The organism is Solibacillus sp. FSL W8-0372 (assembly GCF_037969735.1).
Classification (GTDB): Bacteria; Bacillota; Bacilli; order Bacillales_A; family Planococcaceae; genus Solibacillus; species Solibacillus faecavium.
The window spans coordinates 1,563,421-1,590,199 of the sequence record NZ_CP150204.1; the positions used below are offsets into that span (position 1 = coordinate 1,563,421).

Consider the following 26,779-nt stretch of genomic DNA (forward strand, 5'->3'; position numbering starts at 1 on the left):
AATTTTCTCTTTTGAGGAGTCAACTCTATGAGATGCCGAAAGGTGGAATGGAAATGTTGAATATGAATCTATTTGAAGAACTTGGCGTTGAAACAGATCCTGTTTATCAAAAAATGGCGAATCTCCAAACAGGCGATGTCATAGAAATCGATGGCATCCAGATTCGCCGTCATAAATTTTATGAAATTGAAAATGAATTGGAGCACACGCCTTTTAAAACGTTAATCAGCTGCTATCGCCATGTAAGCGACATTATTGTAAAGCAGGTGACAGTATGAAAAAGATGTTGCAGCAACAACGTCATTTATTGCTTAAGCGATTGGATGTATTATCGGCGCAATTAAAAACTGAAATCGATTCTGCAAAAGCTGAAGAAGTTTTGCAGGAAATGCGTAACATAGGAAATTTGCTTCATGAGCTTGTGAACGTGCCGGTAGCTAATCATCCCTTCACATTTGTATCGGATTTCAAAGAGCATGGGAAATCGGGCTACCAAGCAAAAATTGCAAAATGAAAGGGGTGCTTTTATGGCAAAGAAAATTTGGAAGAAATATCAATCGACGAGAAGAAATTTAACAAAATTAGTAGCTAAGCAATTGACCAATTTTCAAAAAAGTGATTGTGATGTGCAATGAAAAAGCTTCGGATTTTTATAGATTGGCTAGTTTATGTGGTGGATTGGATTATTAAGTAATTGAACCAAAATGTGTAGGAGGGATGGAGAAAATGCTAGTTATTAATAACAATATACCAATTGTAAAAGAAGGCCAACAGTTATTGACCTTCTAAGAAGTTTAATCTTTTACCATATTTAGAATAAGTGGCTTTGCTGGGGGTAGTGTTTTACTTATTTCGATACGAGCCTCTTCAAGCTCCATCTTTAAATCGTATATTTCTTTTTCGTAACCAATTTCCTTAATGGCATTACTTATAGAGGATTGATTAACCTTCATTAAAGTTCCAATTTCATTTTGAGTATAACCAAACTCTTTATTCAGTACAAATGCAGCCATCTTATGTCTCTTTGTTAATTTATTTTTCATAAGCATCCTCCTTGAAATATTTAATTTTATTTAATATTATCGCATAATTGAATTCTTTACAACTTGTTTATATGACACTTCTAACAAATTTAGTAGTTGAACCAAATGTTGAGTAACTGAAAGGAGAGTAAATATGAGAGTAGCACCTATTAATGAATGCCCTCACTGTCATTCAGATGAAGGGTATTACACTAATAACACATATCGTGGTAAGGGTATTACACGTTTTAATTTTGATGGTAGCGAGGCAGAAAATGACGATATGTACGATTGCTTGACAGATACAGAAAGTAAATATGTTTACTGCTTATGTTGTAACAAAAGATTATTTAAAACAGAGGAAATTTCACCTTCATGCTTATTTAGATGAAACGAAATGAAAACACTTAAAAGAAGATGTTTACTAAGCACTTTGAGAAAAAAGGAAAGGACATGTATTGAGATTATGCGGAATTTGTGAAGAAAAAGCGCATAAAGAAAAGTGCTGGAGAAGCGCTGAACAGTCAGAGCGAATGCGAAGGGCCATTCAGAAAAAGTTAAATGCAAAACGTATTAAAAGAGAAAAAGAAAAGGCAGGCTACTAAAGCAGCCTACTACATCTCTCATGCTGTGTAAGAGAAGTTTAAACTAAATTTAACCATTATATACAAATTCAAAATGAACATAAAAAAGACCTGAGATTCTAGTCTCAAGTCAGCAAAACTATACGTGATTATTATAGCACGTATGTTCGTAAATTGTAATTGATTTGGTATAATAGTAAATAAAAAAGCTACGGGTGCAACCGCAGCTTGAATCAATAACAGCCTTTTGATCTTTACTATATTTATTATATCAGAGGGGTGCTAAGATGTGTAAAACAATAAACGAAAAATCTAATCAACTACAAGATGGTGTACACATTGTTCAGGGCGGTAAAATAGTAGATATTCTGTTACCGAAAGATTACGGGCAAGATATCATTAATTGGCAACACGGCTCGGTTTTTGAAATCAGTGAAAGTCAACGTCGAAGAATTAAAACTAAATAAGTCTTTTACGGAAAATACCGGAGGACGACATTGGAGGCAGTAACGGCTGCTTTCCTTTGTTGTCCTTTTTCATTTACCCATTTATTTTACCAAGAAACAAATATTTAGAAAATTCCAATCAGGAATTGAAAAAGGGGGAGCTATGATGCGCACGATGCAATCTGAAATGTCTCGTACGGGATTAAAGAAAAAAACAAAAGCAGCACCTCAAAAGAAGCCAACAGAGCAATTGAGCCAATGGGATATTGAGGAGTTAATGGGCGTTAGAAGAGATACATTTAAGAAAAAAAATGGGGCATTTCGCCAACGATAGGAGAAGATAGTATGGATGTGTTAAACAATCTTGATGGGAAAGCAACCCAAGAGGCAATCGAAAGAGAATTACGGCAGTATCGCACTTATCAGCTAACGACACCAGAGGAATTATTGCCTACAATTACACCAAGATATACATTGGAGATGCCATCATTTGGTGGCGGTGTACACTCTAAGGTAGAAAGCTCAGCAATAAATAATGTCGAGCATTATTGTCAGGCTGAAAGATTCTTCGCGCGTTTTAACCGAGGCTTTTATAAATTGTCCAAAAAAGAACGTCAGCTTATTGTAATGTCCTATTTAGAGGAAGTACCGATGATCAATTATCAAATTGCCCAAGAACTTTGTGTAAGTGAGCGCACATTTTATCGTATTAAAGCACAGGCGCTTTATACATTGGCCATTGCATTGAGGGTAGCCGTTTATAAAGATGAGGATGGAGTGAAGTCTTCATGAACTATGTACAGCCAATACGTGACCTAGTAAAAATATCGGAAGTACGTTCATTCTTGGCTAGCAAGAATAAAAGAGATGAATTATTATTCTGCTTTGGAATTTATACAGGATTACGCATAAGTGATATTTTAACGGTGAAAGTGAACGATGTGCTGGGCAAGGATCACTTCTTTATCATTGAACAGAAAACAAAAAAGGCAAAACAACGTAGCAAAAAGTATACAGTACGCAAACGAGTTCCATTAATAGCAAAGCTCCGAAAATTAATTACTAGCTACTGCGACAATATGAAGCAAACAGATTATCTTTTTAAAAGCAGACAAGGAAAGAACAGGCCAATCACTCGTGTTCGTGCCTATGATATTTTGCGAGAGGCAGCAAATCATTGCGGCTTAAAAGAAATAGGTACACATACGTTACGAAAAACTTTCGGCTACCTTGTTTATCAAAATGACAAAGATGTTGCATTGCTACAGGATATCTTCAATCACAGTGCTCCTTACATTACGCTCAAGTATATTGGAGTAAACCAAGATGTTATACAGGAAGCATATGAAGCGCTCAATAATTTGAGGATATAGTTGATAAAATTCTATAAAAAGTAGATTATTTGTAATAAGGTTTGTTATTCTCATCAAATTTTTGATTAAACATCTTTCTTTAATGACTTTAAGGAGAGATGTTTTTAATTGGGTAACTCTGTTAGTATTATTATGGAGATTATGAAAACATTATTAATGGTGTAGAAAAAATATTAAGAAGTTTAGGAGGAAATATATGGATTTATTAATTCCTTTCGTATCAATAATTGGAGTTATTATTGGATTTTTATTATCTACACTTAAAGAGTGGATACAAAATAAACCGAAGATTAAAATGGATATGAAAATGGGTGAATTTAACTATTTTCGTATGGAAGAAGATAAGTATTTACAGACGATAATTAAGCCAACTAATCCACTACTAGGTGATTACTATAAAGTATCTCTACAACTGGATGTCTATAATACTGGTAAAGGAAATGCCGCAATTAAAGACATAGGTGTGGAAAATCTCGTTAATAAGAAAATGGTTGTCTATTCTAATGTAAAAATAAAAGTCAATTCAGCAAATACAAGCCAAAATATTTCATCATTTAATTTACCAGCGTCAAGTATAGTAACATTGGAATTAGAATGGAAGGTAAAAAAAGATGAATATACGGAATCACTTTTTAAAGATGAAATAATATCCTTGGAGAGAGGAAGACTACAGTTTAAAATTATTGCTCGGAGCATTATAAATAAAAAACACAAACTATTAGTCGAACCTCTAAGTATACTTACAGCATATGAGTAAGAAGAATTTATTAAAATCATTTTATCTATAGCGTTTCCTATATACAGAAAAATAACAAGTGAATATGGGGAAAATATGTGAAGCATCCTAATAATATGGGATGCTTTTATTTTGGTGTTTTTAGGAAGTGCAGGGGATGTCAAGGAACTTTTACACTTTAGTGTGCGAATAACATTAACTCAATGAGAACATGTAAAGCTCAAAAATGAACAGTAACTTAAAGCCTTGGTATATCTACAATTGTAAGGGGCTGCAGAGATTAACAGAATATAAGATATGTTAATGTGTACATTTATATTATAATGGAATAAATTAGGGGGGGTTGTTGGTGAAAAGAACTAAATTAGAAAATGTAATCTCGATTAGTAGCAATAGAAAGTTTTTAAAGGAATTAATGGAAATGTATAATCCTAAAGAAGTAGATAGTCTTTACTTTTTAGAAAATACTAATCGAATTGAGGAATTAAGTGAGAATAAAAAAAGGGTACTTTTAGCAAGGTTAAATTTAATCAAAACCTACAGTACACCATTACCTATGATAAGCGTTTTGATTACGGGGATATTTACAGTTCTTAACAGCTTTATACTCTTACAGATGTTAAATATTGCAGACTTTTTAAGTAATCACTGGGGAGTTAATTTATCTGATAACGAACTTTCAAATTTGAATTATTTGGTTTTTATTATTCTAAATATAGCAGTAATATTATTTTTTACATATTCCTATTATACGGAACAAAAGAAAATTTCTCATTCTACATACTTATTAGAACTATTTAAATAACAAGTGGCAGACTTTTGGCAGAAAGTTGGCAGGATTTTTCAAAATGAACATGCTATTATGTTAGTATGTTATATCTTTCTAACAACATAACGATAGGCGATGTGGCTCATGCTGCGTCGTCTTTTTTGTTGTAGTTATTATTGTATAAAAGTAAAAGTGGGTCCTTCTGGCGAGATTTAAAAAGCCTGCGGGTCTCGCGAACCCCAGAAAAGGGCTAGATATAATTCAAAAAAAGGTGTTCCTTCCATCCTTTCGGCAAAATCAAAGTTATATTTTAGAAATGAGGTGAGTAGATGTCTAATGCTGGAAAGACGAAATTAGATGAGCGAACCATTGTAAATACCAAAGCTCTCGCCAAAATGTTTAATATGACTGAACGAAATGTGCGTTACTTAGTAGAAGAAGAAATTATCGCCCGTGTTGGTCATGGTCGTTATGATTTAATCGATTCAGTTAGCCGATACATTACTTTTTTAAAAATGGCATCTAATGAAATGGATGGGGCAGCTGTTGAGGAGTCGTTGGAATACGAAAAATGGTTGCATGAAAAAGCAAAACGCGAAAAGGCAGAGATTGAACTGGCCCATATAAAGAAAGAAATGCATAAGTCCGATGAGGTCGAGAATGTGCTCAATCATATGGTGATGGCATTTCGTTCCAAAATGTTGTCACTGCCATCGAAAGTTGCTTTACAGTTAACCACATTGGATGATGCTAATCAAATTGAAGAATTACTTGAACGTGACATATATCTGGCACTTAAAGAACTTTCAGAGTATGATCCATCGATGTTCTTTAGTGAAGATCATGAAGAAGAAATTGAAATTGTAGGTGAGGGTGTTGGTACAGAAACAAACGATGCGGCTGCTGAGTAGAATCGCTTCATTAGTTGCGCCTCCTCCAAAGTTAACAGTTTCAGAATGGGCAGACGCACATCGAGTTCTTTCAAAAGAATCATCAGCTGAGCATGGTAAATGGAATACAGACCGGGCGCCATATCAGCGGGAAATTATGGATTCGATTAACGACCCTGATACAGATGAAGTCGTTGTCATGTCTTCTGCACAGGTAGGTAAGTCAGAAATTATCAATAATATCATAGGTTATCATATTGACTATGATCCCTATCCAATGCTTTTAATGCAACCGACTTTAGAAATGGCTGAAGCTTATTCGAAGGATCGTATTGCAACGATGATTCGAGACACGCCAAATTTGGCTAAAAAGGTTAATGACCCGAAAGCAAAGGATGGTAATAATACAATTTTGCAAAAGAAATTTCCTGGAGGGCACCTGACGCTAGTTGGTGCTAATTCTCCAGCTTCTTTAGCTTCACGTCCAGTTCGAATTATATTAGCAGATGAGGTAGACCGTTTCCCAGTGTCAGCTGGTACCGAGGGAGATCCCTTAAACCTAGCTCAAAAGCGTACAAAAACTTTTTGGAATTACAAATGGATCTCTGTTTCTACACCTACTATAAAAGGCGCATCTCGTATTGAGTCAGAGTATGAAGAAAGTACAATGGAGCAATGGAGTGTATCTTGTCCAAGTTGCGGCGTGTTTCAGCCCTATAGTTGGCCACAGATTCGCTTTGAGTCCGTTACGATGGAATGTGTTAGCTGTAAAGAGCAACATAAAGAAACGGAATGGAAAGCGCGCCCCGGTAAATGGATTGCTCGTCATCCAGAGCGAAAAAAAAGAGGGTTTCATCTTAATGCACTGGCTTCTCCGTGGGAAAAATGGGGACGTATAATTGAAGAATTTAGGACGGCGAAGGCAAAAGGGCTAGAAACTTTAAAGACATGGGTAAATACCACGTTAGGTGAATCATTTGAGGAACGAGCAGATGATCAGCAACATGAAAAGTTAAAGTCCAGACGGATTCGTTACGAATGTGAAGTACCATTAAATGTATTGGTTTTAACTGCAGGTGTAGACGTTCAGGACGACCGTTTAGAAGTAGAGGTTGTGGGTTGGGGCTTGAACGATGTTACATGGGGAATTAGCTACAAGATTTTCTATGGTGACCCTGGACAAACAGCTGTATGGAATCAATTAGATTCCTTTCTGCAAAAAGAATTTATCCGAAATGACGGTGTACGCTTAATCCTCTCTTCTGTTTGTGTAGACTCTGGTGGCCACTATACGAGCGAGGTGTACGATTTTTGTAAGGAACGAGAACATCGCCGTGTATTTGCTATTAAAGGTAAGGGTGGTAATGGTGTTCCTTTCATTAATAAGCCATCAAAAGTCGGGCGTCAGAATGTGCATTTATTTACATTAGGCGTTAACGAAGGAAAAGATACCATCTACGCTAATTTAAGAAATGAATTTGAGGATAAGCCTGGTTATTGCTTTTTCCCTGTTGAACAGGAGAAGGGCTATGATGAGGCTTATTTTGTTGGTTTGACCGGGGAATATAAGCGCGTTAGATGGATAGGCGGTCAGCCAAAGCATGAATGGGTAAAGAGGAGTTCAAATATAAGAAACGAACCTCTGGATTTACGAAATTACGCACTGGCTGCATTTCGTATTTTAAACCCTGATTTAAATTATTTGGCTGAGAATAATCTAACCGGAAATGTTTTTAATCAGGCGACTAAACGTAAGAAAAAACGTCGTCGAGGTGTTTTATCGAAAGGAGTGTAGGCTATGGTTTTTACCGTCATTCAATGTATTGAACGACTTGAAATCTGGTTAGAAGCAGAAGCTGCTATCGCTAGTGGACAAAGCTATATGATTGATAATCGTCGTTTGGAGCGTGCAAATTTAGCACAAGTCCGAGAGCAAATAAAATTTTGGCAAAGGGAATTAACAAAAGCCGAAGCAACTGCAAATGGACGCAGTCGACGTAGGACGATGCGAATTGTACCGAGAGATTTATAAGGAAGGAGGTTGACGAAAATGAACATGATTGACCGTGCAATAGATGTTGTATCTCCTGCTCATGCTGTAAAGCGTCAGGTAGCGCGAAAAACTTTAGGTCTAATGAATACAGGCTATTCCAATAGCGGGGCAAGTAAGCAAAAGAAGTCTTTGCGTGGATGGTTATTTCGTGGTGGATCTACTAAAGAAGATATTGAAGAAAATTTAGATACTTTAAGACAGCGTTCACGCGATCTTTATATGAATACACCATTAGCTACCGGTGCATTAAAAACGATTCGGACAAATGCTATCGGTTATGGACTTGTATTGAATAGCCAAATTGATTATGAATTTTTGGGATTGGCAGAAGATGAAGCAGATGCATGGGAAACTCAAGTCGAGCGAGAATTTAGCTTATGGGCCGATTCGTTAATGGCGGATGCGTTGCAAATGCATAATTTTTACGAGCTTCAGCAAATTGCCTTTCTTTCGTTTTTAGCAAGTGGCGAAAATTTTGTTGCTTTGCCATATCGGAATCATAAGGAGCATTGCTACGGTTTACGGGTGCAGCTAATTGAAAGTGACCGTGTTTCAAACCCATCTGGTGCATCCAATAATATTTTAAGCGGTGTGGAACTTGGAAATTATGGCGAAGTTGTTGCTTATCATATTTGCAATATGCATCCGTTATCAAGCGGTAGTGGTAAAAAAGAGTGGGTTCGGGTGGAGAAATTCGGCAAAGAATCCGGACGGCAAAATTTGTTGCATTTAATGGAGTCCGAACGACCAGATCAACGGCGCGGTGTTCCTTTGCTAGCACCAGTTATCGAAAGTTTAAAACAACTAGACCGATACAGTGAAGCCGAATTAATGGCTGCATTGGTATCTTCTTTAATGACTGTTTTCATTGAAACTACTGAAGATGACGATGGTAGCGGTCCAGTAGTTGGTGAAGGAATCGCAGAAGAGGAACAAGTAGATCAAGCTGATGAAACAACCGTTGAGCTTGCTCCCGGTTCCGTAATTGCTTTAAACCCAGGAGAAAAAGCGACAACATCTAATCCTGCTCGAAATAATACATCCTTTGATCCGTTCGTTACAGCGATTATGCGACAAATCGGGGCGGCTTTAGAAATCCCTTATGAAGTTCTCGTTAAACATTTCACTTCAAGTTATTCAGCTTCTCGCGCGGCTTTACTGGAAGCTTGGAAAATGTTTAAAATGCGCCGTACATTTATGGCGAAGCGCTTCTGTCAGCCTATTTATGAAGAATGGCTAACAGAGGCTATTTTAATTGGTCGGATTCATGCTCCTGGATTTTTAGAAGATCCATTAATCCGAAAAGCATATTCACAGTCAGAATGGAATGGTCCATCACAAGGTCAACTTGACCCGCTAAAAGAAGTGAATGCAGCAATTAAAAGAGTAGATGAAGGATTTAGCACGCGAGCAAAAGAAACTGTGGAATTAACGGGTGGGGACTTCTGGCGGAACCATGCTCAGCGGGTACGTGAGGAAGAGGCTAGACGTGCAGCTGGGTTAGACATCCCATATTTAGAAGCTATGAAAGTGCTGGGAGAGGAGGTGAATGAAGAAAATGGCGAAGATTGATATACGTGGCGCAATTGTTCCTGATGGGGAACAGTGGATTTATGATTGGTATGGTATTCCTGCTGTTAGTCCAAAAAGAATTATGCAACAAATAGAACGGGCTACAGCTAATCATGACAAAGACCTTATTGTTAACATTAATAGTCCCGGTGGATCTGTATATGCGGCGTCTGAAATTTATGCCCATATTAAGAAATTCCCTGGCGATTCTGTATCTGAAATTACAGGGGTATGTGCAAGTGCTGCATCTATTATTATGACAGGAACAAAACGAACTGTTATTGCCCCAGTAGGCGCGGTTATGATTCATAATGCATCAGTGGTTGCACAGGGTGATTATCGCGAAATGGAAGCAATGAAACAGCTACTTATTCAGACAAATCAAGCGATTATGCAAACTTATGTCACAAAAACCGGGAAAACTGTAGAGGAATTAACGCAAATGATGAATGATGAAACGTGGATGAATGCTCAGCAAGCGCTCGAACATGGTTTTGTAGATGAAATTATGTTTGCCGAAGATATTCCAATCACTGCATCAGGAACAGATGTAAATGCCAATGGATTGTTGCCAAAAGAAGTCATCGATAAAATGCGTAATCTATTAGCAAATGATCCAAATATTTTAGTGAAAAACAGTGCTTCGACAGGCGTTCCGAAAGAACCGGAACAAGGGCCGGAAGCGAAAGGAGATATGGAAATTATGGATTTAAACGAATTGAAAGCAAAACACCCTGAGTTAGTAGAGCAAATTAAAAATGAAGGGAATGCAGATGCAATTGCAGCTGAGCGTAATCGTGTAAAAGAAATTGATAACATTACACCACCTGGCATGGAAGAATTGGCGAACAAAGCTAAATTTGAAACAGGTGTTACTGCAGAACAATTTGCAGTAGAAGTGTTAAAAGCTCAAAAAGATCAAACACAAAAGCAAATACAAAATCGTATGACGGATGCTGCACCTTTAAATCAAATTGCAGCCCCAGAAGCTCCAGCAAATAATAACAAAGATGCTGAAGTCGATAACCTTGTTAACAAGGTATTAGGATAAGGAGGCAATCAATATGAGTGTATTTGAATTTGAAAATATATTAGCTGGATTTCAGGATAATGTTGTTACAGAGCCCATTACTGTAGCTGCTGAACAAGAATTATCGGTTGGCCAAGTTATTGCATTAAATGCTGAGGGTGAAGCTGTCGCAATGACAAGCGCAAGTACTGCTACAGAAGTATATGGAATTATGGCAGATGCAATAGCGACTGCTGCAGGTGAAACAAAGGCAGCTGTTTGTTACAAGCGAGGGGAATTTAATTTACGTAAAATTATTTTGCCGTCTGATGGCGATGCAGTAGCTTACAAAAAATCATTAAGTAATATCGGAATTACATTGCGCGATACAATCGCAGCAGTGCCACAGGGGGAGGAATAATCAATGCCAGTAAATTTATTTGAAACTCGTACAATGTTAAAATTTTCGGAACGTATGCCACGTGTTACTACATTTTTGCGTGACACGATCTTTAAAGGAAGAGAGCTTTCCCCTACGGCGAAGTTAGATGTAGATATTCGCAAAGGACAGGCAAAAGTTGCACCTTATGTAAGTGAAAAAATCGGTGGGAAAGTAGTCGAAAACAGTGGCTTCCACACACAAACATTTGAACCGCCATTAGTAGCACCCACTACTATCACGACAGCAGCAGACCTGCAAAACCGAGTGATGGGAGAAAATCTTTATTCTACACGCACACCAGATGAGCGCGCAGCTGAAAAACTTGTAAGTGATTTAAAAATGTTGGATGAAATGATTACACGTCGCGAAGAAGTAATGTGCGCTGAGGCGATTTTTAATGGTGAAGTAGAAGTAAAAGGGGACGGGGTAGAATATGTCATTGACTTTAACCATACAAACCGTGAAGCTTTATCTGGTGCTAATCTCTGGAGTGCTGCTACATCTCAAAAATATGCAGACCTTAAACGTTGGGTTCGTGCAGTACAAGATACCGGGTTTGTAAATCCTGATATTGTTATTATTTCACCAGATGTTACAGATGCTTTATTAGCAGACGAAACAATCAAAAAATTACTAGATATTCGTAATTTAAATATCGGTGAATTACGCCCTACGAATTTACCTAGCGGTGCTACTTATATTGGTACATTGGCAGGTGTTGGAGCAATTTATGAGTATGCAGCTTCGTATTACGATGAAGAAAGCAAAACAGCAAAGCCAATGGTTCCTGCTGGTCACTTAGCTGTAATCGCTAGTGAAGCAGATTTTGGTATGGGTTATGCTGCAATTACAATCGCTAAAGACGATGATTTAGTAACCTATGAAGCAGATCGTGTGCCGGATTCTTGGACAGAAAAACGTCCTGCACGAAAAATTTTACAAATGAGCTCAAAACCACTGCCGATTCCAAAAGAAGTGAATAGCTGGTATGTAGCGAAAGTACTCTAAGGAGGGAAATGGATGATTAGAGCAAAACATAATATCCTTCATGATGGTGTTTCCTATAAAAAAGGTGCAATCATTGAAGGGTTAACAAAAAAAGAAAATGAGCGCCTGGTTAAATTGAAAGCTGCTGAATTTGTTATTACTCCCCAAGAGGAGCTTCAAAAGCAAAAGGTAGAAAATAGCTTTACAGAAATTCCACCTGAGCGATTTGAAGAACTTAGCAAAGATTTAGATGATTTATACAATGCCGAAGAGCTAAAGAAAGCAGCTATTGATGTTGGTGTCGATTTAACGAATATAACTCGTAAACCAGATGTTATCGCTGCCATTATCAATCAAGGGAAAGCAGACGAGCTACTCGAAGATGATAATGATCCAGACGGGAAAAATGATGACGAATAAGAAGACATTTAAAGACTTCATTCATGAAGATTTAAATGTCTTTTTTAATTTGGAAGAGATGGGCGAAGAGCATGAGCTGGATGGCGAGATTCTCCCCATTGTAGTAACAGAAGTAAATTTAAATAATAGCCGTACAGGTTTAGCCCGTGAACAATTTCATGTGTCGCAGGAAGTTTATAGCTTTGTAAAAACTGTTTATGTACGGTCAGAACAATTTTATCTACCAAAAGTGGGAGTGGAATTGACGCTTGATGGCCGGAAATTTTTTGTTGAAGACTCATCCGATCAGCAAGGCATTATAAAAATTGTGCTTTCAGCGAATGAAAGTTAGGTGATCATATTATGAGCGTTAAAGTTGATATTAAACGAGCTCAAGACATTATGGAATTGTTTGATGCTACGCCACGACAAGCGCAAATTGTTATGTGGCGTGCGATTACTCGTGCTGCTACTGCAGGTAGGACACGGGCCAGTATGAATGTGCGCAAAAATTACATGGTTAGCGCAAACGATGTAAAAAAAACAATCAAAATATCAAAAAAGAGTTCAGCTACTCTATCTGCAAATTTTCGATCTGTTGGTAGTGTTATTCCACTTATTGATTTTGATACGACACCACAAGAGCCATCACCTGCTGCTGTCCGTACTCGCGTTTCCAAGGCTGGTGGTAAGAAAAATATAAGCAATGCCTTTGTAGCGCGGCCAAGTAGTTCCGGAAAGGTGCATGTTTTTACAAGGGTAGGCACATCTCGCTATCCTTTAAAAGTTTTATATGGTCCGTCTGTACCTCAAATGATCGGTCGCGAAGATATAATGGATGACATTTTAAATCGTACGCAGACAGTTCTTAATGACCGTTTGGATCATGAGCTTGAAAGATTATTAAGGGGGCAGTTCTAATGCATGCTTTAGATGTTTTGGATAATCTAGTCCAATTTTTACATGATAATTTGCAGGATTTTTTATTACAAACTGAAAACGGTAATGAAGTGCCACCAAAAGTGTACGACGGATATTTGCCACCTAAACAAAATAATCGCGCAGGACTTAACGAGGATACTCCTTTACAAGAGGAATATCCATTTATTATTGTCCGTTATTTAGATGACGATGATGAAATGTACGTATCCAATCGCGTAGCGTACAGAATCATTGTTGCGACATACAGCGATGACGAACAGCATGGTTGGCGCGAAAATTTGGGTTTGATGATTCGCATTAAATCATTATTACGTCAACAGCAAATTATCGGAGCTGCTAACTTGGTTGGGAAAATTGAAACACGTTTATTTGAAGAACAACGTAAACCAAGTTATCACGGTTACATGGTTGTTGAATATGAAATACCTCAAATTCAAGAAAAAAGTAAGGAGTTGACGCCAGATGGCTTCTATTAAAGCACCAGAAACATCTCCTGAGTTAGTAGGAGATGCAATTGAATCAGTTGTTGAAGAAAAATTCCCGGGTACTATTAAGCCTGAAAAGTTTATGTATGTTGGTCCTCCGACAAAGTTGTTACCAAAATTCACGATTTATGAAGGTGGATTGCCTTCTTTTTTAAAGGACCATTTAGAAAAGTGCCCAGCTTTAAAAGCGTTATTTGTGCCTCCTGCTAATGTCGCAGATGTGCAATTGCAACTTGCTGATGGTAATTCTGTCCTTGCCATGTTCTATAAAAAAACAGACGAGTACTTCGTCAAATTAAGTGAGGTGAAATAACGATGTTTCAACATGGTTCACGTGTAACCGAAGTTCCCACTAGCATTTCAGTTCCTGTAGAGGCAGCTGCAACATTACCTGTTGTATTTGGTACGGCCCCAATTCACTTAGCTGCCACAACTGAATATGTGAATGAGCCATTTATTGCTTATTCATGGGAAGAAGCAGTATCGGCATTAGGTTATTCAGATGATTGGGAGAACTACACATTATGCGAAATGATGGATGCAGCTTTTCGTCAGTTTAATGTGGCGCCAGTTGTTTTCGTTAACGTATTAGATCCAGAAGTGCATAAAACGTCTGGCAATGAAACAATAGAAGTGTTTAAAGGAAAGGCCGTAGCTGTAACAGATGGAATTTTAAATGAGTCGGTAAAAGTTAAATTGAATGAATCGGCATCTACACCACTACAAAAAGATGTAGATTATATTGCTTCTTTTAATGGGGAGGGTAAATTTGTCGTTGCATTGATAACAAACACTAATGTTGAGTCTCTTTACATTGAATTCAATAAGCTGACGCCGGAAATCATTAATGAAGATGATGTGATAGGTGGATATAACATTGAAACAGGCAAACGCAAAGGACTAGAGCTATTAAATGCAATTTTCCCGAACTTCCGTTTGGTCCCTGCTCAAGTATTAGCGCCCAAATTTTCAACGAAGCCAAGTATTGCTGCGGTAATGAAAGCGAAAGCATCAGCAATAAATAGCTATTTCCGTGCATTTGCTTGGGACGATATTGATACTACAGAAGTCACTCATTACCAAAAAGCTAATGAGTGGAAGAATATGAATAACTATGTGGGTACTAATGAAGCACCAGGTTGGCCGATGGTAGCTTTGGATGACAAAATCTATCACGTGTCTACTCAAGCAGCTTGCTTAGTAATGAAGGTAGCAAATGCCAATGGTGGAGCTCCATATGAGTCCCCATCCAATAAAAATTTATCAATGAATAAATTAGTATTGAAAGACGGGACAAAAGTGGATTTGGGGCCAGATCAAGCAAATTTATTGAACTCACAGGGCATTGTAACAGCCCTTAATATGATGAATGGCTGGGTGCTGTGGGGGAACTGTACCGGAGCATACCCGGGTAACACGGATGTAAAAGATATGTTTATTCCGGTACGCATTACACATAACTGGATTGCTAACTCGATTGTATTAACAACATGGTCAAAAGTAGACAAGCCAACAAACCGTAGTTTAATTAATAACGTGATGGACACAATGAACAACTGGTTTAATGGTTTACACAACCGAAATGTTGTATTGGGAGGTCGAGTTGAGTTCCGACCAGAAGACAATCCAAAAACAAGTTTATTAGCAGGGAAATTACGTTTACGTTACTTTACTGCAGAACCGGTTCCGGCTCAAGATATTGAAAATTTACTTGAGTTCGATCCGGGATACTATGATTCGTTATTTTAATTAGAAAGGAGATTGCATGATGTCAATCATTCCAGAAAAGTTAAATGATTTCCGGGTATATGAGCCAGGAAATCCAGATTATAAAGGGGTTTCGGATATTCAATTGCCGAGCCTAGAACATATGACAGAAGCTATTAATGGAGCGGGGATTCTTGGGGAATATGAATCTCCGGCTTTCGGTCATTTATCAAGCATGAAATTGGTTTTAAATTGGCGAGTGACGAGTAAAGAACTCCTTTCCTTTTTCCGTCCTGAAGCAATGGAAATTGATTGTCGCATGGCCAATCAAGAATACAATGAACAGCTAGGCAAGCATAATTTCACTGCTAATCGTTTATATGTGCGAGGCATTCCAGTCAAAAACGATTTAGGGAAAGTGCAAAAAGGCAGTCCGTATGAGGGTAGCACTGAACTTGAGGTACTGCACATGCGCCTTGAGTGTGATGGCGAAGTATTAATTGAAGTAGATCGCATTAACTATATTTACCGTGTTGGTGGAGTAGACTACACTGAAAAATTACGTGAAGCATTAGGATTGTAAGAATAGGAGGAATTTTGCATGGCAAACGAAACTGTAGAAAATACAAACGTTAAGGAAGTTAAATTAAAGGTACCGAAAACTTTTGATGGGCATGAAGTTACCAAAATCGTATTAGATTTTAATAATATGACCGGAGTCGATGTGATGAAGGTTGATAAAGAGTTACGGGAGGAAGGGTATCCATATGGATTTGATACAATTTGGAATCAAAATGCTGTACTTAAATTGGCTGCTCGTGCTGCAAAAATGCTGCCTGAAGATATTAAGAAATTGCATGCAGGTGATTATATGGAAGTGACGTTCCAGACACGAAATTTTTTCGTAGGATGGTAGGAGATAGTGGCGGAGCAAAATTGTTCCGTCAAATTTTTTTATCTCTATCTTCTAATACTTTTACAAGCATGAACGAATGGAGGGCTATGTCGTTTGCTGAATTAAAACTTTGGAGTGAGGCAATGCGGAAAGATGAAGGAGATGAGGAATAATGTCTAAAACGTTTGAAACAACCGTTGAAATAAAAGGCGCAATAGGCAGTACCTTTACTGAAGCCTTCCGCAAAGCCAATCATGGTCTTGTTGACTTGAAAGGCGAAGCCCGTGCAGTACAACGAGAGCTAGATCGGTTAGGGCAAGATTTCCGACAAGGTAAAATCCATCAAAGTCAGTACACTGAAGAAACGCAAAAACTTGGTTCTGAATTAAAAACTCTTGAAAGAGAGATGAAAGATGCCACATCTGCTCAAAAACGTTTTGCTCAAGAAACAGCAGCTGCTAAAAAGCAGATGGAGGAACAGGCACTTGCAGCAAAAGCACGAAACAAAGCATTAATGACAGATTTGCAAGCGGGTGTTGGTAATGCTGTAGGGAGAGCTAAAACAGCAGCTACAATTGTTGGGGTTGGTACAGCAGCTGCAGCAACTGCCACTGCTGTGCAGTCCATAAACGTTGCGGCAGATTTTGAAGCACAATTATCTAAGGTAGCAGCCAAAGCGGAAGCATCCAAAGAAGAAATGCTTGCATTACGTCAAACAGCATTAGAGCTTGGAGCTAGTACAAGTTTATCAGCTCCTGAAACAGCTTTAGCAATGGATGAGTTAGCTGCAGGCGGTATGAACGTTAATTCGATTATTGCGGCCATGCCGGGGATTATTGCTGGGGCAGAAGCTTCTGGTGAGGATTTATCTTTAGTTTCGTCCACTGTATCCTCTGCTTTAAGCATTTGGGGATTAAAGGCCGAAAAGGCATCCCATGTATCGGATATATTAGCAGAAGCTGCTAACCGTTCTGCTGCAAGTGTTGATGATATGCGATACGCATTTAAATATGCCGGTGCTCCAGCTGCATCTTTAGGGAAGTCTTTAGAAGAAACAGCAGCTGCTGTTGCATTGATTACTGATAAAGGTATTGATGGATCTACAGCAGGTACAGCCTTACGATCAGGTTTATTGGCTTTAAATAATCCTGTCAAATCGCAACAAAAAGTGATGGACAAATATGGAATGGTTATACATGATTCTAACGATGAATTACTTTCTATGAGTGATATTATTCGAGAATTACAAAAATCACTTAAAGGTATGTCCGAATCAGAGCAAACAGCAATTTTAGCAAAATTAGTTGGAACTGAAGCTGTTTCGGCTTTTTTATCATTGGTGAAAACTGGTCCCGATGCATTAGATGACATGACGAAGGCACTTGAAAATTCAGGCGGTGCAGCAGCAAAAGCTTCTAAAATCATGTTAGATAACTACGCTGGTGCAAAAGAAGAAATGATGGGTGCATTTGAAACAGGACAAATTGCATTTGCTACACCTATTTTACCCGTAATGAAAGACGTAATGAACGGTGTTGGAAATATCATATCAGATAATATGGATAATATAGAAGAAATGGGTGGAAAAGTAGCAGGGGTAATTCAAAAGATTACTGCACCAATTGCTATGACAGAACCCGTTCGCCCCTCTATAGAACCTCATATGGACCCGGATTATGTAGAGCAAGCGATGAGTAAATATGCAACAGATTTAGAAAAATACGAACTGTTCAAAAAAATGAGCGGTAGCGATAAAGTGAATTATATGCTTGATGAAGCCGTTGATACCATTGAGAAATGGATAGGCGGTTCTGGCGGAGAGGCCATGGAAAGCCTATTTACTGAGGTTGGCACAATTGCAGGTAAAGCTTGGATAAGTGCATTTAAAACATCCGCAAAAGGGGCAGTGGGTGAATTAGCTGACGGTAATGTAGCAGGAGCTCTTGCGATGGGAGCAGCTGCTAATGCAATGACCGGTGGATTGTTACTTTCAGGCGGTCTAGCTGGTGGGAAGTGGGCATTGGGTAAAGGGAAAGAAATGTTATCCAATCGTAAAGGAAAAGGTACTGCAGCATCTTCTCCTCCTCCAAGTCCTAAAAGTGATACAACTTCAAATTCCTCAACAGCAAAGCGATTTAAAGGAAAAAATGCAGCCGCAAAACCCCCGAAAATATCCCAAAGTTCCATTGGGACGATGGGGAATGTAGCAAAGGTTGCCGGAAAAGCAACCGTGCCACTTGCAGTTACTGGCAGTTTAATAGGAGTGGCTACTTCAAATAATAAGGCAGAAGCAACAGGAAGCGCTATAGGTGGTATTGTAGGCGGATTAAGTGTCGCTAAACTAGGTGCGGCAGTTGGGACAATAATAGCTCCAGGAATAGGTACAGCGATTGGTGGAGCGATTGGTGGGTTGGCTGGTTCCTTAGGTGCATCATGGTTAGGTGGCAAAGCAGGAGGTGCATTATCATCCAATGCTTCTGGAAACGCAGCTGTTGCGCAAAAACCTTCACCAATATCAGACGCGACTACTCAAAATACTACAGCCATCAACCAAAGTCTTGTTACACTCAATACCAATGTCACAGCTTTAAGCTCTTATTTTGGAACAGCTACTACGGATACTAAAGCAACCTTTTCAGAGCTACAGAGTAAGACGGCAATGCTTAACAACAACATTCATCTTTTAACGTCTTATGTAGGTCAAGCATCCGGGTGGATCGCCTCTTTAAGTGGAATTCAGCCCGCTGCACAACGTGTTATAACTGCTTTAGCTACACTCGAACAACGAATTAATGCAATTGATTTACCAAATAGTGCATCTTCTAGGAGAGTAGCGTATGAATAAATACAAAACCATTCAAGGAGATACATGGGATTTGATTGCCTATAAGCTGTGGGGAAGTGAGTATCTATTTCCATTAATATTAGAAGCCAATTCTAGTTATCGTAATGTAGTGATTTTTGATGGTGGTATTGAACTAAATGTACCGGATATAGATACATCAGAATATACACCACGTCCCGTATGGTTAGATGAGGAGGATGAGTTGTGAGCGAAGTAACTACGGTACGGAGTACAACGCTTAAATTACAGTACAACCAGCACGATATTACGGAGGAATTGCATAAATACTTACTAGACTGGACGTTTACCGACAATCTTTCAGGAGAAATTGATACTTTTGATTTTGATTTAATTGATAAGGATATGCTCTGGACAGGTAAATGGTTTCCTTCAAAGGGATCTCTAATCGCCCCTATAATTATTCTGAATAACTGGGACGAAAAAGCAATCATTACCCGTTTAGGTAAGTTCGAAATTGATGAAATAAAAGGTAAAGGATTTGGCACTACTATTTCAATCGGTGCCTTGGCGGCATCTGATAATTCTTCTTTGCGCGGTGAAGAAAAAAATCGAGCGTGGGAAAAGGTCACAGTAAAAACAGTTCTTAATGATGTTGCAAAGCGCAATAAGATGAAGCTTGTGTGGCAGGTGACTGAAAACCCTAAAAAAGATCGAATCGAGCAAGAAAACGAAACTGATTTGAAATTTATCTATCGTTTATGCAAGGATAATGGCTATTGTTTGAAGTTGGCCAATAACACCATTGTTGTGTTGGATGAATCGGATTATGAAAAACAAGCAGCGAATACTGACATTAGGCGACTAAGCTTATCAACGGATAAAATAAAGATTCTAAATTATTCCTTTAATACAAGCGCCACAGGTACTTATAAAGCGTGTCGTGTTGAGCATTATGACAGCAAAAAGAAAAAACGGATTGCAGCTACATTTACTGCACCGAAAGCAAAAAAAGTGGATCGCACGCTTGTTGTTAAGGAGGAAGTGAAGTCGCAAGCTGAAGCTCTCCGGTTGGCAAAGAAAAAGCTTAGAGAAGCTAACAAAAATGCTACAACCATTAGCTTAGAAATTTACACATGCATGCACATCGACGCTGGAATGACTTTTAATCTAAAAGGATTCGGTACTTTAAATGGCAAGTATATAGTAACGAAATACAAAGTAAAACCCAATTCGCAATCAATTGATTTACGGCGATGTTTGGAGGGATATTAATGCATATCGAAGAAGGGACAGTTATTTCTGTTTTTCCCGAACGTGCTACTGTTAAAGTCCAAAAAGAACAATCGGGTGTTATATCAGGTGAGCTTCCTGTCATTTTTCGTGGGACCTTAAAGAACAAAGAATACAGCATGCCATCAATTGGCGAGCAGGTTGTGTGTATATTCGGTACAGGATCGGTGGGCTATGTATTGGGTGCTATTTTTAGTGAAGTAGATGCGCCACCAATCACAGAAGCACATAAACACTTTTTTCAATTTGAAGATGGAGCTTCATTTGAATACGATACTAAAACACATGAATTAAACGTAATCTGCGAAAATATAAACATAAATGGGAATATTAATTGTAGGGGCACCATTACTTCAGGAGGTGATTCGAATGGGTAAAATCGCAAGCTTTCGGAGATATAATTTTTGAAGTTTCAGAGAATAAAACATTGACCTACAATGAATTTCAGCGTACTACAGAACCCCGGTGGTTTGAACACAAAGTTTTACATGACAAACCAGAATTAGAATTTGTAGGAGCAGGCACCGATGATATCTCCTTCAAAATTTTGCTACGCGCAGAATTAGGTATTAATCCTGAAAAGCAAATGGCTAAAATACGTGAGTTTGCAAGGAAAGGTAAAAAAGCATTATTCATCAGAGGCAATAAACCAATTTCAGCAAATTATTGGGTTATCAAAAGAGCAGTTGAAGTGCATAAAGTCATTGATAACCAAGGTAATATTCTAACAATGGAAGTCGATTTAAATTTGATGGAATACCCAAGGGAAACTGAAGATGAAACCAAAAAGAAAACGACTTCCTCAGTAAAAAAGGCGTCCACTGCTAAAGCATCAAAACAATTAGGAACTATCACAATCACTGTTAAGTCTGTGCATATTCGCAGTGGTCCAGGTGTTAATAACAAAGTACTGGGCTATGCCATGAAAAATGATAAATTAAAAGTAACTGGTAAAAAAAACGGTTGGTATGCGCTAGGTGGAGGAAAATATATTTCGGCTAATAGCGCATATTCCAGTTTTAAGGGGGCGTAACAATTGATTTATGAGGTATCACCAATTAGAAATATTAATTTCGGAGCAACAGGAGTAGAGGAAGTGCTACAAAATGTTGCTTTTATTTTGTCTACGCCCCTTATGAGTTGCCCGTTAGATCGCGCATTTGGATGGGATGCAGGTATTGATGATCCTATTCATTTAAGGAAAGCACGTTATACCTATCAGGTAACAGATGCTATTCAGAAATTTGAACCACGGGCTATTGTCGAGAACGTAACATTTGAAGAATCGGATGTTCTTAATGGTAAGTTAAGACCGAAAGTGAGGGTGAGTGTAGATGGCGAATCGCTTTAATTTACCTGATATTGATTTTTTAGAAAAAGCACCTGAGCAAATTGAGGCTGAAATGCTACAGCATGTATCCGATAAAACAGGACTTACCTTAATGCGTGCAGATCCACGTCGGAAGTTCTTACAATCATTGGCTACTTTTGTTTCGATTGAACGAAATCGAATGGAACATGCCCTGAGGCAAAATCGACTTGCTTATGCGGAGGATAATTCCCTTGACCATATGGGAATTGAAATGTCGACTGAACGAATTGAATCGAAGGCTGCTCAAACGATTATGGCATTCGTACTAGAGGCAGAACGTCCACTTGAAGCTTATGTAATTGATGCTGGTGAATTGATCAGTGTTGGAGAAGTATATTTTGCAACAGACGAAGTATTGGTGATTCCCCCAGGACAATCAATTGGAGTTGTAGGAGCGACTTGCACAGAGTCTGGTGAGGTAGGCAATGATTATTTAGTTGGAGAAATTTCAACATTAGTTCGACCAAAAGCTTATATAAATTCTGTACAAAATACAACGGTATCGAGTGGTGGAGCTGAGCAAGAAAGTGATGATGCATACGCAGAACGCATTCGACTGGCACCGGAAAGTTTTTCTACAGCGGGACCGGAGCTTGCATATGTTTATTGGGTTAAAACCGCAAGTACCGAGATTGCCGATGTCAAAGCCGAATCCCCTAAAGAGGGCCATGTAGATGTGTATATCTTAATGCAAGATGGCCGATTGCCTACAAGTGTTGAGATTCAAGAAGTGAACGGAATTATCAATGATTCACAAGTTAGACCATTAACGGACTTAGTGTCAGTAAGTGGACCTGAACAAGTATCTTATGAGGCTATAGCAACCTATTGGATTTCCAAGTCAAATGAAACGGTTACTTCTATTATTCAAAAGCAAGTAGAAAATGAGTATCAGGAATATATAAAATGGCAGCGGTCTAAAATGGGCCGAGATGTGGATATGTCAGAGTTGATAGCTCGATTAAAATCAAAAGGCGCATCACGTGTTGCTGTAAATTCAGAAATGTTTATTGAAGTGGCAAAAAATCAAGTAGCAATTGAGTCACCAACTTCTGAACTTAGTTTTGGAGGAATTGCAGATGAATAGCTTAAAGCAGTCTCTTCAATTACTTCCTTATTCTTTAAAAAAAGATCCAGTTGTTGTCGCAATGTATGAAGCTGTGTCTATACAACTTCACGAAGCTTATGAAGATGCGCATGCTTTGGCAGATGTAAAAAAGGTAGATCAATTACCTGAATCTATGCTGGATTTAATCGCTTATGAAAAGCATGTGGACTTTTATGATAATCATCTAACAATCGTTCAAAAAAGGGAACTTATAAAATCGTCCATTAGCTGGCACAGAAAAAAAGGGACGAGATGGGCAGTAGAAAGAGTTGTTTCAATTGTTTATCCAAACGCTAAGATTCAAGAGTGGTTTGAATATGATGGGGAAGCGTATCGTTTTAAAGTTGAAGTAGATGAGCCTTTTATTGCTAGTAAAGATATGAAACGTTTAAGGGCTATGATTGAAGCCACTAAAAATAAGCGATCATGGCTAGAGTATGTAGCAATAAAATTACCTCAATCCAAACAAATTGAACTAGAAAGTGCTCATTGGCATTATCCGGTCTACTTGCCCGTTTGCGGTACCTTTCATTGCGATGGTTTGCCAGGTAAAGAGAACGAAGCAACTGTCGAATTAAACAAAATTAATTATGCATATCCGGTGCATTTGCCAGTAGCAGGAGAAATCTATCCAAACGAGGTGATGAATGAATGGTAGCACGTATTGTAATGGATCGTACCCTTGAGTTTTTGATGAATATGCCCAAAAAAGCGGTTATTATGATTGATGGCCAACCTAAAGAAAAGGCGTTTCATTCTAAAACAATTGAAGGTAACACAATTAAAGTGTATGTCTATTTGGATGATGGTTACGGACTCTTGACTGAAGCCAAATTGGTAGATGAGCATGATATTGAGCTGGACAAATATACAACACATATTGAACAAGGAGAAGACGGCATAATGGTTGTATTTACATTGACCGTATCATTGAAGGGAGTTGTACAGCAGTGAGTCTTACATTTAAAAATGATTATACACTGCTCAATTGGAAAGATCGTATTTGGAAAATCGGACATGATGGCAAACTAATTCCCAAACGTGATGAAAACAATCAAATTATCACGAATCCAATAACAGGACAGCCTGAATACGAAACAATTGAAGATGGCACACGTGTTGCTGCTAAACACCTGAATCATATGGATAACGGAATTTATATGGCTCATGAAATAATCCTTGATTTGGCGTCGATGGTTCGCCGTATGCAAATACAAATGGAGCTTGATGGTCGAGTTCCTGGTAACGCAGGTACTTTTGCGGATACGTTAGATGGCAGCACAAATAAAATTACACTGGATACAACGACTACTGAAATTAAAGAAAATGTTAGCGCGGGAACAACCGTTTTATCCGTCGCAAACGTAAATGCATTTGTTCCATTTTCGCAAGTAACGATTTTTGATGATGTATCGAGTGAGGATGTGTTTATTTCAGAGATTGGAACGAATACCATAACTGTTCAAGCGTTATCGAAAAGTTATAAAAAAGGCGCAAAAATTACGCGTAGTAATGTTGTTATTGACACGGTTAATACTGAAATGAGTGTTGGCGATTGGCTGACTTATTCCGTCGAATTAGGGGAGGTGGTTTAATTATGGTTTTATACTTTTACAATAAATACAACAACATTGCAACAAACAATTATTCGGTAGTATGGACATATAGGGATACGGCGGGCGCTTCGGATGGTCACCCGGGTTATGAAATTAAAGACGGTTTACTGTATACAACCGGGGCATACGAAACACACGATCCTTATAATAGACCTATAGGAAAAACGCTTTACCAAGTGTATAACCATGATAGAAGTAAAATTCATAGATACTATTTTTCTGGCTATACGCGAACAGAATATTCCACAGGGGCCGTTGCAACTACCGTAGTAAATAGTCGCGGATCGTTAGCACAATCAAATATTGTTGCGGAAAACGGCACATACCCAACGGACCGCAGACATTCGGACGGTTTTTGGTATTTGAGGGGCGCCATTGTTAACAGGGCGCCTATATGGAATGTAATACCTACACAGACTGTGCGTAGGAACACTACAGCAACTGTTAACCTAAATAGTTATGCAAGTGATTTAGACGGTAACGCATTATCATATACGACGTCGTCTAGTAACACAGGTGTGGCAACTGTTAGTGTTTCTGGGAGTACTTTAACGATTACCGGTAAATCTATTGGGACGGTAACTATAACTGTTTCAGCAAATGACGGTAGTTTATCAACTAATACAACGTTTAGCGTAACTGTGGCTAATACAGGGCCAGTCGGTACCACAATACCGAATCAGACGACAAAGAAAAGTTCAACGGTTACAGTCAATTTAGTAAATTATTTCAGTGATATTGATAACGATGCGCTAACATTTACAGCTTCTTCAGCAAATACAAACGTTGCTACAGTTTCAGTTTCCGGAAATACATTAACGATTACTGGCGTATCAATTGGTACAGCACTTATCTCAGTAACTGCTAGTGACTCAAAGGCTACAGCTTCCCAATCCTTTACATTAACGGTTACAAACAGTGTACCTACAGTAGCGGTTACGGCACCGTCTGCGAATATGACGCTTTATGAAAATGATTTATTTAATTTATCTGGCCAAGCTGCAGATGTGGATGCAAACCAATCCGTTACAGTATATGCGCAAATTAATAATGAACAACGGATTGTATTAGGTGTTGGTTTAAGTAATGTGCCTGTTACGTTTAACAAGTCGCTTAAATTTAAAGGTGGCCAATTATATGACGGTGAAACACCAGTCACTGGTAATTTAACAGATGGCCTTGCTCATACTCTAAAAGTTTGGGCACAAGATGGTGATGGCGCTCAATCAGTGATTAATGAACGCGCTTTTTATGTGGTTCCTAACCGTCCACCAATCTTAACCGTTGATACAGTGGTACCAAGCGGCATTATAAACACTGATAAATTTAAGATTAGTGGTACTGCAGGTGATCCAGACGGCAACCCAGTAGTGGCTTCTTACCGGATTAACGGTGGAAACAGCATCACGTTAGAAGTTAACGAAGATCGCTGGGAATTTGAAATAGCACTCTTTCAACTTGCGTTGGGGGAAAATACAATCGTCATAGAGCTCATGGATAATTATAATTTCAAAGTTTCCAAGACCATTAAATTAAATAAAAATGAAGTGAAGACGCCTATTTTGCACTCTGTAGCCCGATATAAAATTGAGCCACCAAGAGGAACTGCAAAAGGCGTTTTATTATACCTTCAGAGAGATGAGGATTTGACGGAGTTAAAGGTTGAATTATCCATGACGTTGGCTGGGGAGCAGGAAAAATATGTGGCGCTTACAGCTGATAATACGGCACCAGTAAGCGAAGGGATCATAGAGGATGAATTTTATTTTGAAGCCGACGAGCCGAAAAGTCATATTATCCTAAAACTATCAACATCTCGTCCTAATATTTCCGTTAATAAAAAAATACATCTAATTTCGGGGGTGCTTGAATAATGATACGTCGCAAGCGTTTACCAGATGGTACATTCGGAGAACTCGAGAATATCGGTTCAGATCCCACTACCGAAGAGCAGTTGGCAGCATTAGGCTTTCAACTTGCTCAAGAGAAAATTAATAGCATGCAAAAAGATGCTGTTATTAACGGTCTTGGTGCACAAGTCGCCATGTTAAAAATTGAAATGATGCAATTGAAGGGAGGTGGGGAATGATGGCATTTTGGAAAATGGCTTTTAACTTAAAATGGGTAACAGCTGAGCAGTTGCGTTTAGCCGTTATGACGGAAAGCAATCCATTTGGCGAAATCTCGCCTGAAGAATATAATGAAATTACAAAACAAGATTTTTAAGACGCGTGCAGCTGCATAGCGTTATTTTTTATGGCAAGGAAAAGTTGTTA

The 26,779-nt window shown here is 38.5% G+C and carries 39 protein-coding genes; 38 read left to right on the plus strand and 1 reads right to left on the minus strand.

Annotated elements, in window-relative coordinates:
• Positions 1-32 precede the first annotated feature (32 nt).
• A complete protein-coding gene (locus tag MKY13_RS07650; protein ID WP_339216233.1) occupies positions 33-278 on the plus strand; it encodes a hypothetical protein in 246 nt (81 codons plus the stop codon).
• Positions 275-514: a hypothetical protein gene (locus tag MKY13_RS07655; protein ID WP_339216235.1), complete on the plus strand. Its 240-nt coding sequence runs from the start codon at positions 275-277 to the stop codon at positions 512-514. The genes MKY13_RS07650 and MKY13_RS07655 overlap by 4 nt, the downstream gene beginning before the upstream one ends.
• A 280-nt stretch (positions 515-794) precedes the next feature.
• On the opposite strand, the gene MKY13_RS07660 is transcribed toward MKY13_RS07655, so the two are convergent.
• Positions 795-1,043, minus strand: a complete 249-nt coding sequence (locus MKY13_RS07660; RefSeq protein ID WP_339216237.1) for a hypothetical protein — start codon at positions 1,041-1,043, stop codon at positions 795-797.
• Between the two features lie 437 nt (positions 1,044-1,480).
• Between MKY13_RS07660 and MKY13_RS07665 the strand changes: the two genes are divergently transcribed.
• From MKY13_RS07665 to MKY13_RS07840, 36 genes are all read left to right on the plus strand, one after another.
• Entirely contained in the window at positions 1,481-1,627 is a 147-nt protein-coding gene (locus tag MKY13_RS07665) for a hypothetical protein (protein ID WP_339216239.1), read from the plus strand.
• A gap of 266 nt (positions 1,628-1,893) precedes the next feature.
• Complete coding sequence (locus MKY13_RS07670) at positions 1,894-2,073, plus strand: hypothetical protein (protein ID WP_339216241.1); 180 nt, start codon at positions 1,894-1,896, stop codon at positions 2,071-2,073.
• A gap of 145 nt (positions 2,074-2,218) precedes the next feature.
• The gene (locus tag MKY13_RS07675) at positions 2,219-2,386 is read left to right on the plus strand and encodes a hypothetical protein (RefSeq protein ID WP_339216243.1); all 168 of its coding nucleotides are present in this window, start codon (positions 2,219-2,221) and stop codon (positions 2,384-2,386) included.
• A gap of 11 nt (positions 2,387-2,397) precedes the next feature.
• Positions 2,398-2,844, plus strand: coding sequence for an ArpU family phage packaging/lysis transcriptional regulator (locus MKY13_RS07680; RefSeq protein WP_339216245.1), 447 nt, complete (start codon positions 2,398-2,400; stop codon positions 2,842-2,844).
• Positions 2,841-3,425 (plus strand): site-specific integrase, encoded by a 585-nt coding sequence (locus MKY13_RS07685; RefSeq protein WP_339216247.1) that lies wholly within the window; start codon positions 2,841-2,843, stop codon positions 3,423-3,425. Before MKY13_RS07680 ends, MKY13_RS07685 begins: the two co-directional genes overlap by 4 nt.
• 196 nt (positions 3,426-3,621) lie before the next feature.
• Positions 3,622-4,182 carry a hypothetical protein gene (locus tag MKY13_RS07690; protein ID WP_339216248.1) on the plus strand — a complete coding sequence of 187 codons (561 nt, stop codon included), beginning with the start codon at positions 3,622-3,624 and terminating at the stop codon, positions 4,180-4,182.
• A gap of 328 nt (positions 4,183-4,510) precedes the next feature.
• The gene (locus MKY13_RS07695) at positions 4,511-4,966 is read left to right on the plus strand and encodes a hypothetical protein (protein ID WP_339216250.1); all 456 of its coding nucleotides are present in this window, start codon (positions 4,511-4,513) and stop codon (positions 4,964-4,966) included.
• 293 nt (positions 4,967-5,259) lie between these two features.
• Positions 5,260-5,841 carry a hypothetical protein gene (locus MKY13_RS07700; protein WP_339216252.1) on the plus strand — a complete coding sequence of 194 codons (582 nt, stop codon included), beginning with the start codon at positions 5,260-5,262 and terminating at the stop codon, positions 5,839-5,841.
• A complete protein-coding gene (locus tag MKY13_RS07705; protein ID WP_339216254.1) occupies positions 5,807-7,615 on the plus strand; it encodes a phage terminase large subunit family protein in 1,809 nt (602 codons plus the stop codon). The genes MKY13_RS07700 and MKY13_RS07705 overlap by 35 nt, the downstream gene beginning before the upstream one ends.
• A gap of 3 nt (positions 7,616-7,618) precedes the next feature.
• Complete coding sequence (locus MKY13_RS07710; protein ID WP_339216256.1) at positions 7,619-7,852, plus strand: DUF6148 family protein; 234 nt, start codon at positions 7,619-7,621, stop codon at positions 7,850-7,852.
• Between the two features lie 18 nt (positions 7,853-7,870).
• The gene (locus MKY13_RS07715) at positions 7,871-9,445 is read left to right on the plus strand and encodes a phage portal protein (protein WP_339216258.1); all 1,575 of its coding nucleotides are present in this window, start codon (positions 7,871-7,873) and stop codon (positions 9,443-9,445) included.
• Positions 9,432-10,496, plus strand: a complete 1,065-nt coding sequence (locus tag MKY13_RS07720) for a head maturation protease, ClpP-related (RefSeq protein WP_339216260.1) — start codon at positions 9,432-9,434, stop codon at positions 10,494-10,496. Before MKY13_RS07715 ends, MKY13_RS07720 begins: the two co-directional genes overlap by 14 nt.
• A 13-nt stretch (positions 10,497-10,509) precedes the next feature.
• Entirely contained in the window at positions 10,510-10,875 is a 366-nt protein-coding gene (locus tag MKY13_RS07725) for a head decoration protein (RefSeq protein WP_339216262.1), read from the plus strand.
• A gap of 3 nt (positions 10,876-10,878) precedes the next feature.
• Positions 10,879-11,904 carry a major capsid protein gene (locus MKY13_RS07730; RefSeq protein ID WP_339216264.1) on the plus strand — a complete coding sequence of 342 codons (1,026 nt, stop codon included), beginning with the start codon at positions 10,879-10,881 and terminating at the stop codon, positions 11,902-11,904.
• Between the two features lie 12 nt (positions 11,905-11,916).
• Positions 11,917-12,303: a hypothetical protein gene (locus MKY13_RS07735; RefSeq protein ID WP_339216266.1), complete on the plus strand. Its 387-nt coding sequence runs from the start codon at positions 11,917-11,919 to the stop codon at positions 12,301-12,303.
• Positions 12,290-12,634, plus strand: coding sequence for a hypothetical protein (locus MKY13_RS07740; RefSeq protein ID WP_339216268.1), 345 nt, complete (start codon positions 12,290-12,292; stop codon positions 12,632-12,634). Before MKY13_RS07735 ends, MKY13_RS07740 begins: the two co-directional genes overlap by 14 nt.
• A gap of 11 nt (positions 12,635-12,645) precedes the next feature.
• Entirely contained in the window at positions 12,646-13,203 is a 558-nt protein-coding gene (locus MKY13_RS07745) for a phage tail protein (RefSeq protein WP_339216270.1), read from the plus strand.
• Positions 13,203-13,700 (plus strand): hypothetical protein, encoded by a 498-nt coding sequence (locus tag MKY13_RS07750; RefSeq protein WP_339216272.1) that lies wholly within the window; start codon positions 13,203-13,205, stop codon positions 13,698-13,700. Before MKY13_RS07745 ends, MKY13_RS07750 begins: the two co-directional genes overlap by 1 nt.
• On the plus strand, positions 13,687-14,022 hold the full coding sequence (locus MKY13_RS07755) for a hypothetical protein (RefSeq protein WP_339216274.1): 336 nt from the start codon (positions 13,687-13,689) through the stop codon (positions 14,020-14,022). Before MKY13_RS07750 ends, MKY13_RS07755 begins: the two co-directional genes overlap by 14 nt.
• Before the next feature lie 2 nt (positions 14,023-14,024).
• Positions 14,025-15,458: a phage tail sheath family protein gene (locus tag MKY13_RS07760; RefSeq protein WP_339216276.1), complete on the plus strand. Its 1,434-nt coding sequence runs from the start codon at positions 14,025-14,027 to the stop codon at positions 15,456-15,458.
• A 19-nt stretch (positions 15,459-15,477) separates the two neighbouring features.
• Complete coding sequence (locus tag MKY13_RS07765) at positions 15,478-15,999, plus strand: phage major tail tube protein (protein WP_339216278.1); 522 nt, start codon at positions 15,478-15,480, stop codon at positions 15,997-15,999.
• A gap of 18 nt (positions 16,000-16,017) precedes the next feature.
• Complete coding sequence (locus MKY13_RS07770; protein ID WP_339216280.1) at positions 16,018-16,332, plus strand: phage tail assembly protein; 315 nt, start codon at positions 16,018-16,020, stop codon at positions 16,330-16,332.
• Complete coding sequence (locus tag MKY13_RS07775) at positions 16,326-16,484, plus strand: hypothetical protein (RefSeq protein ID WP_339216282.1); 159 nt, start codon at positions 16,326-16,328, stop codon at positions 16,482-16,484. The genes MKY13_RS07770 and MKY13_RS07775 overlap by 7 nt, the downstream gene beginning before the upstream one ends.
• Complete coding sequence (locus MKY13_RS07780) at positions 16,484-19,156, plus strand: phage tail tape measure protein (RefSeq protein WP_339216284.1); 2,673 nt, start codon at positions 16,484-16,486, stop codon at positions 19,154-19,156. The genes MKY13_RS07775 and MKY13_RS07780 overlap by 1 nt, the downstream gene beginning before the upstream one ends.
• Positions 19,149-19,364 (plus strand): tail protein X, encoded by a 216-nt coding sequence (locus MKY13_RS07785; RefSeq protein WP_339216285.1) that lies wholly within the window; start codon positions 19,149-19,151, stop codon positions 19,362-19,364. The genes MKY13_RS07780 and MKY13_RS07785 overlap by 8 nt, the downstream gene beginning before the upstream one ends.
• Complete coding sequence (locus MKY13_RS07790) at positions 19,361-20,389, plus strand: contractile injection system protein, VgrG/Pvc8 family (RefSeq protein WP_339216287.1); 1,029 nt, start codon at positions 19,361-19,363, stop codon at positions 20,387-20,389. Before MKY13_RS07785 ends, MKY13_RS07790 begins: the two co-directional genes overlap by 4 nt.
• A complete protein-coding gene (locus MKY13_RS07795) occupies positions 20,389-20,784 on the plus strand; it encodes a phage baseplate assembly protein V (RefSeq protein WP_339216289.1) in 396 nt (131 codons plus the stop codon). The genes MKY13_RS07790 and MKY13_RS07795 overlap by 1 nt, the downstream gene beginning before the upstream one ends.
• 23 nt (positions 20,785-20,807) lie before the next feature.
• Positions 20,808-21,440, plus strand: coding sequence for a phage tail protein (locus MKY13_RS07800; RefSeq protein WP_339216878.1), 633 nt, complete (start codon positions 20,808-20,810; stop codon positions 21,438-21,440).
• A gap of 3 nt (positions 21,441-21,443) precedes the next feature.
• Positions 21,444-21,758 (plus strand): GPW/gp25 family protein, encoded by a 315-nt coding sequence (locus MKY13_RS07805; protein ID WP_339216291.1) that lies wholly within the window; start codon positions 21,444-21,446, stop codon positions 21,756-21,758.
• Positions 21,742-22,866 (plus strand): baseplate J/gp47 family protein, encoded by a 1,125-nt coding sequence (locus tag MKY13_RS07810; protein ID WP_339216293.1) that lies wholly within the window; start codon positions 21,742-21,744, stop codon positions 22,864-22,866. Before MKY13_RS07805 ends, MKY13_RS07810 begins: the two co-directional genes overlap by 17 nt.
• The gene (locus MKY13_RS07815; protein WP_339216294.1) at positions 22,859-23,545 is read left to right on the plus strand and encodes a phage tail protein I; all 687 of its coding nucleotides are present in this window, start codon (positions 22,859-22,861) and stop codon (positions 23,543-23,545) included. Before MKY13_RS07810 ends, MKY13_RS07815 begins: the two co-directional genes overlap by 8 nt.
• On the plus strand, positions 23,539-23,841 hold the full coding sequence (locus MKY13_RS07820) for a hypothetical protein (RefSeq protein ID WP_339216298.1): 303 nt from the start codon (positions 23,539-23,541) through the stop codon (positions 23,839-23,841). Before MKY13_RS07815 ends, MKY13_RS07820 begins: the two co-directional genes overlap by 7 nt.
• A complete protein-coding gene (locus MKY13_RS07825; protein WP_339216300.1) occupies positions 23,838-24,482 on the plus strand; it encodes a hypothetical protein in 645 nt (214 codons plus the stop codon). The genes MKY13_RS07820 and MKY13_RS07825 overlap by 4 nt, the downstream gene beginning before the upstream one ends.
• Positions 24,483-24,484: 2 nt before the next feature.
• Positions 24,485-26,377, plus strand: coding sequence for an Ig-like domain-containing protein (locus MKY13_RS07830; RefSeq protein WP_339216301.1), 1,893 nt, complete (start codon positions 24,485-24,487; stop codon positions 26,375-26,377).
• Positions 26,377-26,592 carry a hypothetical protein gene (locus MKY13_RS07835; RefSeq protein ID WP_339216302.1) on the plus strand — a complete coding sequence of 72 codons (216 nt, stop codon included), beginning with the start codon at positions 26,377-26,379 and terminating at the stop codon, positions 26,590-26,592. Before MKY13_RS07830 ends, MKY13_RS07835 begins: the two co-directional genes overlap by 1 nt.
• Positions 26,592-26,729 (plus strand): XkdX family protein, encoded by a 138-nt coding sequence (locus MKY13_RS07840; RefSeq protein ID WP_339216880.1) that lies wholly within the window; start codon positions 26,592-26,594, stop codon positions 26,727-26,729. The genes MKY13_RS07835 and MKY13_RS07840 overlap by 1 nt, the downstream gene beginning before the upstream one ends.
• Positions 26,730-26,779: the final 50 nt, after the last annotated feature.